Here is a 14574-nt window from a genome sequence, read left to right as displayed (position 1 = left end):
CCGGGACCGAGGTCGGTCCTGGACCGTGCTGTTTGTTCATGACCCGGCGTGCGCGACGCGTACGCGCCCCGCCCTCAGGACAGCTGCGCAGCCCTCCGCTCCATCGCCTCCCGAGCCGCGTCCTCGGTCGTATACACCTCGCACATGTGCCGTCCGTCCGGCGTGGCCGTGTGCTCGACCTCCCACAGGGAGATCTCCTGCCCGTCGCACAGCAGGAACGCGTGCTCGTACAGCGAGAAACCCAGCGCCGCGCGTCCCGCGCGGCAGGGGCGCCCGAAGGCCTGCGTGATCTGGTGGGCGCACGCCGTTGCGAGCAGCGCGGCCGTCTGCGCGCCGGGCCGGTCCGGGTTCTCCGCCCGGCGCAGCAGCCGACGGGCGTGATCCGCCGAGTCGTCCGGCACGTACGCGTGCCGTGGCATGGGGATCGACGACAGCTCCACCGGCACCGGCAGTTCGAAGTCCGGCGTGTCCGGCGGCACCCCGAGCCGGGAGCCCGCGGCGCGCAACTCCTCCGAGTCGACGTACACCTCGTGCTGCGGGACGCCGCCCGGCGTGGTGTTGTGAACGAGCTCCCAGAGGGTGAGCGCCGAGCCGTCGGCGAGCAGCCAGGTGTGCCGGTACGTCTCCTGGTGCAGGCCCGCGCTGTGGTGCGCGCAGTGCAGCGAACTGTCGTACGCCAGGGCGCTGTCGAGCCGCCCTATCGTCTCGTCGGGCAGCTCGAACGAGTTCAGGGCGCGTCCGAGCAGGCGCGCGAGGTGCTCCTCCGGAGACTCGGGCGCGTCGGGTGGTTCGTACGCTGCCGTCTCGTACGGGACGCTCAAGGTTTCTCCCGGCGTTGCTGCATGTCACCTTGTGGGTGCATACCGTAGCCCCTCGGTCGGACATCATGTCCGGGAACCGAGAAAACGTACGCCGGGAAAACGGCCGGGCCGCGCGAGAAGTTCCCACGCGACCCGACACTCCGTCAAAAAACGCTGGCCGGACGGCCTTCGTACGGATCTCCCGGCCGGTGTTCGTACGGATCCCGGCCGGTGTTCGTCAGTCGGCGCTCCCGGCGAGCCACTCGCTCCACGCCATGTTCCAGCCGTTGAGCCCGTTGTCCGGCGCCACCGTGGAGTCGGCGGAGTTCTTGACGATCACGACGTCCCCGATGAGCGAGTTGTCGTAGAACCACTTGGCCGGAGTGTCCCCCTGCCCGCCCTCCACGTCCTGGAGCCCGACACAGCCGTGGCTGCTGCCGAAACGGCCGAAGGGCGGATTGGCCTTCTTGTACCAGAAGTTGCCGTGGATGAACGTACCGGACGTGGTCAGCCGCATCGCGTGCGGCACGTTCGGGATGTTGTACGCGTCGGCGAGGCCCACCGTACGGCTGTCCATCCGCGTCTCCGCCACCTTCTCGGAGATCACCATCTGCCCGTTGTACGTGGGGAACTCCGGGCTGCCCGCGGAGATCGGGACCGTCTTGAAGGTCCTTCCGTCGCGCACGACCGTCATGGTCTGCGTGCCCGCGTCCACGGTGGAGACCTGCGAGCGCCCGATCGTGAAGGTGACCGTCTTCTTCTGCACCCCGTAGACGCCGTTCGCGCCCTCCACCCCGTCCAGGTCGATCTTCATCGTGACCTTGGAGCCCGCCTTCCAGTACTCCTCGGGCCGGAAGTCGAGCCGCTGCGCCCCGAACCAGTGCCCCACCACCTTCTGGCCACTGCTCGACGTGACCGTGATGTGCGACTGCACGGCCTTCTTGTCGCTGATCGCCTTGTCGAACGTGAACGACACCGGCATCCCGACCCCGACCGTCGTCCCGTTGTCCGGCGTGTACGTCCCGATGAAGCTGTTCGCCGATGTCACGGTCGTGAACGTGGAGTCGGCGGCGCTGGCCTTGCCGCTCGCGTCTTTCGCGGTCACCGCGATCTCGTACTTCGTCCCCCGCTCCAACTGCTCCTTCGGCTTCCAGCTCCGCCCGTCCGCGGAGATGGCCCCCGGCACGGCCTGCCCCGTCTCCGCCACCGTCATCTTCACCTCGGTCAGCTTCCCGTCGCTGACCTTCACGCCCGTCGTGTTGATCGACGCGCCGGTCGAACCGTCCTTGGCCGAGATGACGATCCGCGCCGCCGAGGTCTTCGCCTCGCCGCCACCGCCACCGCCGCCCTTGCCGTCGTTACTGGCCTTGGCGTTGCCGCCGCAGGCGGTGAGGGTGAGCGCGCCGACCATCAGGGCGGCACAGGCCCCCAGCGTGCGCCGCGTTGCTATGTCCGGCGTTGTCACGGGCTGCTCCATGTTCATGTGATGTGGGTGATCCGCTCCGGTTGCGTGGAGAAAGAGGGGACCGGGACCGGTGGGGTTCCCTCCACTCGCCGGGGACGCCATCACGTGACAGAACCGGGACAATTGCCGAACTCGGGCGCGGGGGAGCGGGGGCGGGCCGCTCAACTCCCGCCGTACAGCTCCGTGTAGGAGGGCCACCCCCCGCCCTCCCCCTCCCCCCTCCCCTTCACCGACTCGGCCGCCCGCACCGCCCGCACGATCGCGCGCGTCACCACATCGGCGCCCGCCGCCAGGATCTCGTTCAGCGCCAGCGGCTGCGCGGCGTCGAGCGGGCGGGCACCCGTCGCCAGCGCGAAGACCGTGTCGCCGTCGTGCAGCAGATGCACCGGCCGCACCGCGCGGGCGATGCCGTCGTGTGCCGTGCCCGCCAGCTTCTGCGCCTGAGCCTTGGTCAGGTCCGCGTCCGTTGCGACGACCGCGAGCGTGGTGTTCAGCGGCGGCGGGGCGTTCCTCGCCGCGCTCTCGGCGAGCCGCGTGCGTGCCGCCTCGTGCACCTGCGCATCGGGGTAGTTCACACGCCCCTGGAACAACTCCCCGTACAGCACCCCCGTCTCCGGGTCCAGCACCGACCCCGCAGCGTTGGCCACCACCAGCGCCGCCACCGTGATCCCCGAGTCGAGGACGACGCTCGCGGTGCCGACCCCGCCCTTCATCGCCCCGACCGCGGCACCCGTACCGGCGCCCACACAGCCCTCCGGTACCGGAGCGCCGATCTCGCTCGCCGCGGCCGCCTCGACGGCCGCCCTGCCGAGGGACGCGTCCGGCCTGGCCCGGAAGTCGCCGCCCCGGCCCAGGTCGAAGACGCACGCGGCGGGCACCACCGGCACGACATGCGCCGGATCCGGCCCGACGCGCACCCCGCGCCCCTGCTCCTCCAACCAGGCCATCACACCCGACGCCGCGTCGAGCCCGTACGCGCTGCCGCCGGTCAGCACCACCGCCTCGGCCTTCTGCACCACGTTGCGCGGGTCGAGGGCGTCGGTCTCCTTGGTGCCGGGGCCGCCGCCGCGCACGTCCACCGCGGCGACGGCCCCGCCCTCGGGTGCGAGAACGACCGTGGTGCCGGTGAGCCAGCCTTCGCCTGTGCGCGTCGCGTGTCCCACCCGCAGGCCGGTCACGTCCGTCAGAGCATCAACTGTCATGGAGACCAGTGTCCTGCCCCAGCGGGCGTTCCTCAGCGCACGCTCCAAGTCAACCGGCCGGCGTGCCCGTCTGCGTCCGGTGCTCTCGGGCGGTAAGGCGTGCCGTCAAGGTCGTCCCGGTCACCACCGCCAGCGCCGATACGACGCCCGCAGCGAGGACCGCCCAGTCGCGCAGGAAGGTGCAGCAGATCACCAGCAACGCCGCCGTCGGCAGCACGAGTTGCTGGGCGATGCCCCTCTTGAAGTGGCGTGAGTGCAGGGCCCAGACGGTGAGCAGGTACAGCGCCGTCGGCAGGGTCACCGCGGCGGACGCGGACAGGGTGGAGATGTGCGCCTTGCCGACCGTCTGCTCGACGGCCACCTCCAGGCCCGCGCCGATCGCGGCCGCCGAGGCGAAGATCAGGTAGTGGCCGTAACCCCACACGAACGCCTCCTGGCTGGAGCGCAGGCGCCCGTGGATCGGCACCACGAAGTAGATCCACCAGGCGGAGAACACGATCAGCAGGCCACCCGCCGCGATCGGCAGCAGTTCGCCCAGCGCGTCGTTCTCGTCGACGCCCGTCTTCACGGCGACCGTGGCCGCGGCGATCGTCTCGCCGAGCACGATGATCGTGAACAGCCCGTACCGCTCGGCGATGTGGTGCGGATGCCACGACGTCGGCCGGGCCTTCTCCGCGTAGAGCGGCACGCACAGCTCGGCGATCACCATCACCAGGAACACCCAGGGGCGTGCGGGCTCCGGGAAGAGCACCAGCCCCATCCAGCCGACCTGGCAGAGCAGTACACCACCGGCGTACCGCAGTGCCGTGGTGCGTTCCGCGCCCTCTGCGGATCGCGCGGCCCGCAGCCACTGCGTGGCCATGGCGAGCCGCATCACCACGTAGCCGAGCCAGACGAGCAGGAAGTCGTGGGTCTCGAAGGCCCGTGAGACCCCGGCGGCGAGCAGGAGGACGCCGGCGATCTGTACCAGGGTGACCACGCGATAGAGGGCGTCGTCGTTGTCGTAGGCAGAGGCGAACCAGGTGAAGTTCATCCAGGCCCACCAGATGGAGAAGAACACCATCGCGTAGTTGAGGATGCCCTCGCCGGCATGCGCCTCGGCGACGGCGTGCACCAGCTGGAATCCCGCCTGCGCGATCGCCACGACGAAACACAGGTCGAAGAAGAGCTCCAGCGGCGTGGCGACGCGGTGCACCTCGTCGCGACCGCGGGCAGTGAGCGGGCGCAGCGGCCTCCGATGGGCCGACGCGTCGGACGAGGCGGGCGGCGGAGTCGGGCTGGACGTCATGATTCCTAGGACAGCAGATACCGGCCGGAAAATCTTGGTAAGAGAGGATCAGCCGGATACCTCGGTCGCCGACTCCTCGGCCCCGGTGTCCGTGGGTGTCCGCCCCGTACCCTGGAGGCATGAGTACCTCCCCCGCCCCCGAGCCGCGTGAGCGGCCCAAGGTCGCGTTGATCTTCGACGATCCGCTGGACGAGCAGTCCTCGGACGACACGGACCGCGGATGGGGCGAGCGGCCGGCCACCGACGGCGACAGCGCGGCCGACCTGAAGCGCTTCCTCGACGAGAAGCCGCCCCACCACATCTGAGCCGTTACGGCTGGTTGGGCCCCGAGCCGCGCTGTGCGACCAGGGCGTCGCGGATCTCCTTGAGCACCTCCAGCTCGGTCACCTCGATGACCTCGTGCGTCCCGTCCTTCGCCTTGCGGCGCGCCTCCGCGCGGGCCAGGTACTTCGACATCGGCAGGACCATGAGGAAGTAGACGACGGCCGCGGTGATGACGAAGCTGAGGGTCGCGCCGAGGACGGAGCCCCACAGGATCTGAATGCCCTGCTCGCCTTCGCACGTCGGGCTCAGGCACGAGCTGTAGTGATCGAGGTTCTTGGTGCCGATCGCTCCGACCAGCGGATTGATGACCCCCTTCACCACCGAGTTCACGATGTTGGTGAACGCGGCACCGATGACCACCGCCACAGCCAGATCGACCACGTTCCCGCGCATCAGGAAGACCTTGAAGCCCTCCCAGACGCTCGGTTCCTTCTTCTCGCTCACTTCGGAGCCACCCCTCGGACGCACACGTTGTGGAACAGACCGCTCCGCAACCTACGTCAGCGCTCGGCCGCCCTGTCCAATCGGGCCCTTCCTTCGAAGGACTTGACAGGAGGTCACGCACGATCCGGCTCAGCACAGCGTCACCGCCAGCCGAGCCGTCGCGCTCGCGCCCGCCAGCCGCGCCGCGGTGGCACGCGGGACCGAGAGCACGACCAGCGCCCCGCTGTCGACCTCGCCGTCCAGCGGCTCGGGCACCTTGGTCACCAGCGCACCGCGCGCGACCACATCGGCCGCACCGCCCGTCGCCGTCTCCTCGGCGGCGACGACGTCGACCCGGTCACCGGGGCGCAGCAGCCGCACCGTCGCCGCGTCGGCGATCCGCACGGGCGCGGACACCCGCTCCACGGCCCGGCGCTCCGGAGCGCGGTCCGCCACAGGATGCCCGCGGGCCCGGTCGCCCTGATGAGCGTCGGCCGGGGCACGCGGGCCGGCCGCCACCAGCGCGGCGGCGGTGATCGCGAGCCCGGCGGCCAGGGCCCGCCGCCGATGCCGTACGAACCGGCGTAGCTGATACCGCCCGCCGCGCACGCGAACGGGAGCGAAGTGCGGCACCTCGCAGGTCGGAGGCGCGTCGGTGCCGAGCGGGCGAGGAGGACGCGGAGCGGAGGACGGTACGGAGGACGCAGCGAAGGACACGAGGACCACCACCTGTGACGACGGATCGGTTGCAGCCCACGATGAGGCTTCGCGCCGCCGCCCGCTGAGGCCCGTGTACTACCGACGGGTTGTGGACAACTCCCTCACCCGAACGGGACGTTCCGCAGCTTCCGACCTTCCACAGACGTCGCTGTTACCGCCACTACGATTCCGCTACGGCAGCTCGAACCCCGGATCCATCCCACCCAGCGCGTTCACGCACAGACAGTCCCGCTCCTCGTTCGCGGGCAGCGCCGCCACCGCGTCGAACAGCACACCCCGCAGGCGGTCCACGTTCGCGGCGAACACCCGCAGCACCTCGTCGTGCGAGACGCCCTCCCCGGTCTCGGCGCCCGCGTCCAGGTCGGTGACGAGGTTCAGCGAGGTGTAGCAGAGCTCCAGCTCACGGGCGAGCGCCGCCTCGGGGTGGCCGGTCATGCCCACCACCGACCAGCCCTGCGCCTGGTGCCACAACGATTCGGCACGGGTGGAGAAGCGCGGCCCCTCGATCACGACGAGCGCGCCGCCGTCCACCGGCTCCCAGTTACGCCCGCGCGCGGCCTTCAGGACGGCCGACCGTCCGGTGGGGCAGTAGGGGTCCGCCAGGGACACGTGCACCACGTTCGGCACGGTGCCGTCGGGCAGCGGCAGTCCGTCGAAGTACGTCGAAACCCGCGCCTTCGTCCGATCGACCAGCTGGTCCGGGACGAGCAGCGTGCCCGGCCCGTACTCGGGGCGCAGCCCGCCCACCGCGCAGGGCCCGAGGACCTGGCGCACGCCGACCGACCGCAGCGCCCAGAGGTTGGCCCGGTAGTTGATCCGGTGCGGCGGCAGATGGTGGCCGCGCCCGTGCCGGGGCAGGAAGGCGACCCGCCGGCCGGCGATCTCGCCGAGGAAGAGGGAGTCGCTGGGCTGCCCGTACGGCGTGTCCACCTGGAGTTCGGTCACGTCGTCGAGGAACGAGTAGAAGCCTGAGCCGCCGATTACACCGATCTCTGCGTTCGCCATGCTCAGCACAGTAGCCGCCACCGGTGCGACCGCAGGAGCCGGTGCCGGAAAGCCGGAAAGACCGAGGACCCCACCAGTCGTACGACGGTGGGGTCCCGTGAGTGTGCGGGTGCCTCAGGCGGCGGTGCTGCTGGACGACGTCCCCGCGCTCGGCGCCTTCGAGTCCGAGGACGAAGACGAGGAGGACGAAGAGGAGGAAGACGACGAGGACGAGCTCGTGGACGCCGGCGAGCTGCTCGACGAGGAGCCGCGGCTGTCGTTGCGGTAGAAACCGGAGCCCTTGAAGACAATGCCGACCGCGGAGAACACCTTCTTCAGGCGGCCGTTGCAGCTGGGGCACTCGGTCAGGGCGTCGTCGGTGAACTTCTGCACCGCCTCGAGGCCCTCGCCGCACTCGGTGCACTGGTACTGGTAGGTCGGCACTGTCTTCCTCCTGGCACTCTCACTCGATGAGTGCTAACGACGGTCCATAGTGACGTATTCCTCGGGATCAGTCCACTGCGACCGCCGTGCGGTGACCGACGCCACGTGCGACGGTACGGCTCCGGGGCCGTACGGCAAGGCGCGACCTGAGCGCGACCAGGGTCGCCAGCGCGAGCGCCGTGCCCCCGAGCGGGACCAGGAACCCGGCGCCGTCCCAGAAGCGGTCCTCCAGCTGTCCGGCGACCGTGACGGCTCCCGCCTGTCCGAGCGCCACCGCGCCGGTCAGCCAGGTGAACGCCTCGGTGCGCGCCCCGGCCGGGACCAGGCTCTCGACCAGGGTGTAGCCGGTGATCAGGGCGGGCGCGATGCACATGCCGACCAGCAGGCCGAGCCCGGCGAGCAGCAGCACGGAGTGCGCGGCCCACAGGCCGGCGGCGGCCAGGGCGAGGGCGCCGTAGCCGACGACCAGGCGTCGCTGTGGGGCCGCCTTCCAGGCGATGGCGCCGCACGCGATGCCGGAGAGCATGTTGCCCGCGGCGAAGATCCCGTACAGGACGCCGTTCAGGCCGGGCTCGCCGATGGACTCGGTGAACGCGGCCAGCGAGACCTGCATGCCGCCGAAGACGGACCCGATGCCGAGGAATGCCACGGCCAGCACCCGCACTCCGGGGACGCGCAGCCCCGAGGCGTGCTCCACGCGCGCGTGCCCGCCGGTGGTGACCGTCGGCTGGGTGCTTTTCTGCGCGGCGAACAGCAGACCGCCGACCAGGGTCAGCGCGGCCTCGGTCACCAGGCCCGCCGCCGGGTCCACGGCGGTGCACAGGGCGGTGGCGAGCAGCGGGCCGACGACGAAGGTCAGCTCGTCCGTGACGGACTCGAAGGCCGCGGCGGTGGTCATCAGAGGGGAGCCCTGGAGTTTCACGCCCCAGCGGGCCCGAACCATGGGGCCGATCTGCGGCACCGAGGCACCCGTGGGGACGGCCGCCACGAACAGCGCCCACAGGGGGGCTTCCGCCAGCGCGAGTGCCGTCAGGGTGAGGCCCGCGAGGGAGTGCACCAGCACGCCGGGGATCAGTACGGCGCGCTGCCCGAAGCGGTCCGCCAGACGCCCGGTGTACGGCGCGAACAGCGCCATGGAGACGCCTGTGACGGCCGCGGCGGCGCCTGCCACGCCGTACGAGCCGGTGGTGTGCTGCACCAGCAGCACGATGGAGATCGTCAGCATCGCGAACGGCTGGCGTGCCGCGAAGCCGGGGAGCAGGAACGTCCAGGCGCCGCGGGTGCGCAGCAGATGCCCGTATCCCGGGCGAGAGGTCTTCGACGAGGTGACCGTGGACGCCACGGCCCTTGCCTTTCTGCCGCCTGGTAGCGCGGCCCGCTTGTGGTGGGCCGGGTGCCGAGAGCTGTCCTCTTGCGCGCACTGCGGTAGATACCGGCGCCCACTGCGTCGAAGGGCGTTTCCGGCCGCCATACGGTCGCGCCAGCTCTGCGTCAGGCAGAGTTGGTTCGATCTGGGTGACGCCTGCATCGTACAGGGGTGAAGGACTGGTGCGCCTGTGAAACCGAGCACCACACGGTGCACCACCTGCGATTTGCTCGATGCCTGCGATTTGATCGATACCTGCGATTACGCCGATACCTGCGACTAGGTCGATCCGTTCGTCCCCAGCCACCCGGCCAGCTTGCCCCCGCGCCCGACCGCCCGCAGCCGCCGCTCGGCGGCGTCCCGCACCGGGTCCGTGGCGACGACGAGCAGTTCGTCGCCCCGCTGCAGCACGGTCGTGGGCAGCGGCACGAACGAGGTGCCCTTGCGGACGACGAGGGTGACCGCGGCCCCGGCGGGCAGCCGCAGCTCGTTGATCTCGACGCCGTGCATCTTCGACTCGCGCGGGATGCTGACGGACAGCAGATGCCCGCGCAGCTGCTCCAGGGGTGCCGACTCGATGCCGAGGTCGGCGGCCTCGGTGCCGTCGCCCAGGCGCAGCAGGCGGGCGAGCCACGGCAGGGTCGGACCCTGGAGGAGGGTGTAGACGACAACCAGTACGAAGACGATGTTGAAGATGTGACGGCTGCCTTCCACCCCGCTCACCATGGGGATGGTCGCCAGGATGATGGGCACGGCGCCGCGCAGCCCGGCCCAGGACATCAGCGCCTGCTCCTGCCAGGGCACCCGGAACGGCAGCAGACACACCACGACGCTGAGCGGGCGCGCCACCATGGTCAGCACCAGCCCGATGACCAGCGCGGGCAGGATGTCGACGCCCAGCTCGTGCGGGGTGACCAGCAGGCCGAGCAGGACGAACATGCCGATCTGGGCGATCCAGCCGACTCCCTCGGCGAACCCGCGCGTGGCGGGCCAGTGCGGCAGGCGCGCGTTGCCCATCACCATCGAGGCGAGGTAGACGGCGAGGAAGCCGCTGCCGTGCGCCAGCGCGCCCGCCGCGTACGCGGTGACCGCGATCGCCATCACGGCGATCGGATAGAGGCCGGACGCGGGCAGGGCCACGTGCCGCAGCCCCCACGAGCCCAGCCAGCCCACGGCGATGCCGATGGCGGCACCAATGGCGAGCTCCAGCAGGATCTTGCCGACCAGCACGGACCAGTGCTCGAACGGTCCGGCCATGGAGAACGAGACGACCAGGATGACCACGGGTGCGTCGTTGAAGCCGGACTCGGCCTCCAGCGTGCCCGTCACGCGCGCGGGCAGGGGAATCTTCCGCAGCACGGAGAAGACCGCCGCCGCGTCCGTGGAGGAGACGACCGCACCGATGATGAGCGCCTGCCGCCACTCCAGCCCGACCAGGTGGTGCGCCGCCGTCGCGGTAACCCCGACGCTCACCGCGACCCCGGCCAGCGCCAGCGCCGTGGCGGCGGGCAGGGCGGGCTTGATCTCCTTCCACTTCGTGCCAAGACCACCCTCGGCCAGGATCACGACCAGGGCGGCGTACCCGATGACCTGGGTCAGCTCGGCGTTGTCGAAGCGGATGCCGCCGATCCCGTCCTGGCCCATGAGGACGCCGATGCCCAGGTAGACGAGCAGGCTGGGGAGCCCGCTGCGCGAGGAGATCCGGACCGCGGCCACGGCGACGAGCAGGACGAGCGAGCAGACGAGCAGAAGTTCATTGAGGTCGTGGATACTCAGCGGCCGTTCCCTTTCCTGGTGACCTTTCCTGGTGACCTTCCTGATGCAGTTACTTCGTTACCTTACCTAACTCTTGACGATTTCTTGACATTCGCCCGGGCAAGATCGAACGTCAGTCCGCGCTGGTTCACCACTCCGCGTCAAGTCGCACCGGGCCCTGCGCCTATGGTTGCTCCAGCACTCCAGTACCGCCTGCCGCTCGCGTTAGGACAGCAAGGACAGCGATGCCCCCCAATACCACCGCCTCAACGGGTCAGCAGCCCGGCAAGTCCGGCAGGAAGAAGGGGCGCAAAGCCCGACTTATCGTGCTCGTGCTGGTGCTGGCCATCGTCGGTGGCGCCGCCTGTGGGGCGTACTGGTCCATCAGTACGGTGCGTGCCTCCTTCCCGCAGACCAAGGGTTCGATCACGCTGCCCGGCCTGACCGCACCCGTCGACGTCAAGCGGGACGGCTACGGCATACCGCAGGTCTACGCCTCCTCCGACGAGGACCTGTTCATGGCTCAGGGCTACGTCCAGGCGCAGGACCGGTTCTACGAGATGGACGTCCGCCGGCACATGACCGCCGGGCGCCTGTCGGAGATGTTCGGCAAGGGCCAGGTCGACAACGACGAGTTCCTGCGCACGCTGGGCTGGCGGCGCATCGCGCAGGAGGAATACGACACCAAGCTGTCCGCCGCCTCCAAGAAGTACCTCCAGGCGTACACCAAGGGAGTCAACGCCTACCTGGACGGCAAGGGCGCCGAGGACATCTCCGTGGAGTACGCGGCGCTCGGCTTCAGCAACGACTACAAGCCCGAGAAGTGGACCCCGGTCGACTCGGTGGCGTGGCTGAAGGCGATGGCCTGGGACCTGCGCGGCAACATGCAGGACGAGATCGACCGCGCCCTGATGACCAGCCGCCTCGGCCCCAAGCAGATCGGCGACCTGTACCCGCGCTACCCGTACGACCGGAACCAGGTCATCGTCCAGCAGGGCCAGTTCGACGAACTCACCCAGACGTTCGACGGCGGCGCCTCATCGGACGGCGAGAGCGGCACGTCCACGGACGGCACGAGCGGCGGTTCCACAGGCGGCACAGGGACGTCCACAGGCACCTCTACGGGCACGTCCTCGTCCACCGGCTCCTCGGCGCTCCAGACCCAGCTCTCGGGCCTCTACGACGAGCTGGAGGACCTGCCCGAGGCCGTCGGCGTGAACGGCAACGGCATCGGCTCCAACTCGTGGGTGGTCGGCGGCGAACACACCATCACCGGCAAGCCGCTGCTGGCCAACGACCCGCACCTGTCGGCCTCGCTGCCGTCCGTCTGGTACCAGATGGGCCTGCACTGCCGCACGGTCTCCAGCAAGTGCCAGTACGACGTCTCCGGCTACACCTTTGCGGGCATGCCCGGTGTGATTATCGGTCACAACCAGGACATTTCCTGGGGCATGACCAACTCCGGCGTCGACGTCACCGACCTGTATCTGGAGAAGCTCACCGGCGACGGCTATCTCTACGACGGCAAGGTGAAGCCCTTCACGACGTACGAGGAGACCATCAAGGTCGCCGGCGGCGCGTCAAAGAAGATCGTGGTCCGGGAGACCAACAACGGGCCCCTGCTGTCCGACCGCAGCAGCGAGCTCGTGAAGGTCGGCAGGAAGGCCACCGTCGACACCGCCGCCCCCGACCGCGGCGACGGCTACGGCATCGCCCTGCGCTGGACCGCGCTGGAACCGGGCACCACCATGGAGGCCGTCTTCGCGATGAACAAGGCGGCCGACTGGGAGGACTTCCGCGCCGCGGCAGCCCTGTTCGACGTGCCCTCGCAGAACCTCGTCTACGCCGACACCGAGAACCACATCGGCTACACGCTGCCCGGAAAGATCCCCACGCGCGCGAAGGACCACGACGGCTCCGTCCCGGCGCCGGGCTGGGACTCCAAGTACCGCTGGACCGGCTACATCGAGCAGGACGAGCTGCCCTACGAGTACGACCCTCAGCGCGGCTACATCGTCACCGCCAACCAGGCCGTCGTCGGCACGGACTACCCGTACACGCTGACCACGGACTGGGGCTACGGCACCCGCAGTCAGCGGATCACCGACCTGATCGAGTCGAAGATCAAGGGCGGCGGCAAGATCTCCACCGAGGACATGCGGCAGATGCAGCTGGACAGCAGCAGCGAGATCGCCAAGCTGCTCGTCCCCCAGCTGCTGAAGATCGACGTCGGCGACAAGGACGTACGCGACGCGCAGAAGCTCCTGGAGGGCTGGGACTACACCCAGGACGCCGACTCGGCGGCCGCCGCCTACTTCAACTCGGTCTGGCGCAACATCCTCAAGCTGGCGTTCGGCAACAAGCTGCCCAAGGAGCTGCGCGTCAGGGGCCAGTGCCTGTGGGTCGAGCCGGTCAACACCACCGGCCCGGTGGACGAGGACCGGCGGGTGCGCGAGTGCGGCCAGCGCGACGCGGACCAGGCCCAGCCGGACGGCGGCGACCGCTGGTTCGAGGTGGTGCGCAGCCTCATGGACGACGAGAACAGCGACTGGTGGACGACCCCCAAGTCGGGCACCCGCCCCTCCGCCGACAACCGCGACGAGCTGTTCAAGCGCGCCATGATCGACGCCCGCTGGGAGCTGACCGCCAAGCTCGGCAAGGACATCGACACCTGGAGCTGGGGCCGGCTGCACCGCCTGTTCCTGAAGAACCAGACCCTCGGCACCGACGGCCCCGGCTTCCTGCAGTACGTCCTCAACCGCGGCCCCTGGGAGCTCAGCGGCGGCGAGGCGACGGTCAACGCGACCGGCTGGAACGCCGCCGGGGGCTACGGCGTCGTGTGGGTGCCGTCGATGCGAATGGTGGTCAACCTCGACGACTTCGACAAGTCGAGGTGGATCAACCTCACCGGCGCCTCCGGGCACGCCTACAGCTCCCACTACACCGACCAGACCAACAAGTGGGCCAAGGGCGAGCTGCTGGACTGGTCGTTCACCAAGCAGGCGGTCGACAAGGGCACGAGCGACACCCTGGTCCTGAAGCCCTGACCCGACTGACGGCGAACAACCCGAAAGGGCCCTCCACGCGCGCGTGGAGGGCCCTTTCGCCTGACGGGCCTCACATCCCGGAGCCCTGGAAGCGGCGCACTCCCGACGGCGTCACCACCGCGTGCACCGGCCGGTCGTGCGGCTCGGCCGGGACGCGCGCGACGACCTCCGTGTCGTACAGCAGCACCACCAGCGCGGGACGGGCGCCCGCGCGCTCCAGACGCGCCAGCACCCGGTCGTACGACCCTCCGCCGCGCCCCAGCCGCATCCCGCGCGCGTCGACCGCGAGCCCGGGCAGCAGCACGGCGTCGGCGCCGGTCACGGCGTCCGGGCCGAGCCGCTCGCCGACGGGCTCCAAAAGGGGCATCTTCCCGGCGTGTTGGACGCGCCCAAGGGAGTCCCTCCCGGAGTAGATGCCCCAGTCGAGGTCGTTGTCGGGCAGAAGCACCGGAAGCAGGACGCGTACCCCGCGCGCGTGCAGCGCGTCGAGCAGCGCGAGCGTGCCGGGCTCGCTGCCCACGGATACGTACGCCGCCACGGTGCGCGCGTGCGCCAGCTCGCGCAGTTCGAGCGCGTGCTCGGCGAATGCGGCCGCGGCTGCCTGCATGTCATCTGCGGGCAACCTGTTTCTCACCGCGAGGAGTTCTCGCCGCAATGTGCGCTTGTCAGGCTCGCCCGTGCGTCCGAGGTGACCCATCCGTCGCTCCCGTACTGTAATTCACATGCTCATATGAGCGTGTACTGACCGGAGCCGAG

At 70.0% G+C, this 14574-nt stretch carries 13 protein-coding genes; 2 read left to right on the top strand and 11 right to left on the bottom strand.

All coding sequences use genetic code 11. From position 1 onward, the window contains the following. Window positions 1-74: 74 nt before the first annotated feature. The 4 genes from SSP24_RS24950 to SSP24_RS24935 all read right to left on the bottom strand — a co-directional run bounded on the left by SSP24_RS24950 (window position 75) and on the right by SSP24_RS24935 (window position 4755). Window positions 75-821 carry a DUF6227 family protein gene (locus SSP24_RS24950; protein ID WP_141311931.1) on the bottom strand — a complete coding sequence of 249 codons (747 nt, stop codon included), beginning with the start codon at window positions 819-821 and terminating at the stop codon, window positions 75-77. Between the two features lie 217 nt (window positions 822-1038). Next, window positions 1039-2265, bottom strand: a complete 1227-nt coding sequence (locus SSP24_RS24945) for a L,D-transpeptidase (protein ID WP_141311930.1) — start codon at window positions 2263-2265, stop codon at window positions 1039-1041. 161 nt (window positions 2266-2426) lie between these two features. Next, a complete protein-coding gene (locus SSP24_RS24940; protein WP_141311929.1) occupies window positions 2427-3467 on the bottom strand; it encodes a P1 family peptidase in 1041 nt (346 codons plus the stop codon). A gap of 49 nt (window positions 3468-3516) precedes the next feature. Beyond that, window positions 3517-4755: a low temperature requirement protein A gene (locus tag SSP24_RS24935; protein WP_141311928.1), complete on the bottom strand. Its 1239-nt coding sequence runs from the start codon at window positions 4753-4755 to the stop codon at window positions 3517-3519. A gap of 119 nt (window positions 4756-4874) precedes the next feature. On the opposite strand from SSP24_RS24935, the gene SSP24_RS24930 reads away from it, so the two are divergent. Further along, on the top strand, window positions 4875-5060 hold the full coding sequence (locus tag SSP24_RS24930) for a hypothetical protein (RefSeq protein ID WP_141311927.1): 186 nt from the start codon (window positions 4875-4877) through the stop codon (window positions 5058-5060). Window positions 5061-5064: 4 nt separating this feature from the next. Here the strand turns inward: SSP24_RS24930 and mscL are convergent, their stop codons facing one another. The 6 genes from mscL to SSP24_RS24900 form a co-directional block, all read right to left on the bottom strand. After that, the gene (mscL, locus tag SSP24_RS24925) at window positions 5065-5523 is read right to left on the bottom strand and encodes a large conductance mechanosensitive channel protein MscL (protein WP_141311926.1); all 459 of its coding nucleotides are present in this window, start codon (window positions 5521-5523) and stop codon (window positions 5065-5067) included. A 129-nt stretch (window positions 5524-5652) separates the two neighbouring features. Further along, window positions 5653-6219: a hypothetical protein gene (locus tag SSP24_RS24920; protein WP_141311925.1), complete on the bottom strand. Its 567-nt coding sequence runs from the start codon at window positions 6217-6219 to the stop codon at window positions 5653-5655. 174 nt (window positions 6220-6393) lie between these two features. Then, the gene (locus tag SSP24_RS24915) at window positions 6394-7227 is read right to left on the bottom strand and encodes an S-methyl-5'-thioadenosine phosphorylase (RefSeq protein ID WP_141311924.1); all 834 of its coding nucleotides are present in this window, start codon (window positions 7225-7227) and stop codon (window positions 6394-6396) included. A 114-nt stretch (window positions 7228-7341) separates the two neighbouring features. Further along, window positions 7342-7650, bottom strand: a complete 309-nt coding sequence (locus SSP24_RS24910; RefSeq protein WP_141311923.1) for an FmdB family zinc ribbon protein — start codon at window positions 7648-7650, stop codon at window positions 7342-7344. Window positions 7651-7717: 67 nt separating this feature from the next. After that, entirely contained in the window at window positions 7718-8992 is a 1275-nt protein-coding gene (locus SSP24_RS24905; RefSeq protein WP_141311922.1) for an MFS transporter, read from the bottom strand. Between the two features lie 303 nt (window positions 8993-9295). Continuing rightward, complete coding sequence (locus SSP24_RS24900; RefSeq protein ID WP_141311921.1) at window positions 9296-10837, bottom strand: potassium/proton antiporter; 1542 nt, start codon at window positions 10835-10837, stop codon at window positions 9296-9298. Window positions 10838-11016: 179 nt separating this feature from the next. Between SSP24_RS24900 and SSP24_RS24895 the strand changes: the two genes are divergently transcribed. After that, on the top strand, window positions 11017-13818 hold the full coding sequence (locus SSP24_RS24895) for a penicillin acylase family protein (protein WP_141311920.1): 2802 nt from the start codon (window positions 11017-11019) through the stop codon (window positions 13816-13818). A 70-nt stretch (window positions 13819-13888) separates the two neighbouring features. On the opposite strand, the gene SSP24_RS24890 is transcribed toward SSP24_RS24895, so the two are convergent. After that, complete coding sequence (locus tag SSP24_RS24890) at window positions 13889-14515, bottom strand: 5-formyltetrahydrofolate cyclo-ligase (protein WP_141311919.1); 627 nt, start codon at window positions 14513-14515, stop codon at window positions 13889-13891. Window positions 14516-14574 lie beyond the last annotated feature (59 nt).

The sequence above is a fragment of the Streptomyces spinoverrucosus genome (assembly GCF_006539505.1).
In the GTDB taxonomy this organism is placed as follows: domain Bacteria; phylum Actinomycetota; class Actinomycetes; order Streptomycetales; family Streptomycetaceae; genus Streptomyces; species Streptomyces spinoverrucosus.
The sequence above is the reverse complement of the archived record's forward strand: the minus strand, read 5'-3'. Positions and strand labels throughout refer to the sequence as shown.

Coding starts and splice junctions, on each gene's coding strand:
- SSP24_RS24895 (WP_141311920.1), top strand. CDS start 11,017: ATGCCCCCCAATACCACCGCCTCAACGGGTCAGCAGCCCGGCAAGTCC.
- SSP24_RS24930 (WP_141311927.1), top strand. CDS start 4,875: ATGAGTACCTCCCCCGCCCCCGAGCCGCGTGAGCGGCCCAAGGTCGCG.
- SSP24_RS24940 (WP_141311929.1), bottom strand. CDS start 3,467: ATGACAGTTGATGCTCTGACGGACGTGACCGGCCTGCGGGTGGGACAC.
- SSP24_RS24915 (WP_141311924.1), bottom strand. CDS start 7,227: ATGGCGAACGCAGAGATCGGTGTAATCGGCGGCTCAGGCTTCTACTCG.
- SSP24_RS24935 (WP_141311928.1), bottom strand. CDS start 4,755: ATGACGTCCAGCCCGACTCCGCCGCCCGCCTCGTCCGACGCGTCGGCC.
- SSP24_RS24890 (WP_141311919.1), bottom strand. CDS start 14,515: ATGGGTCACCTCGGACGCACGGGCGAGCCTGACAAGCGCACATTGCGG.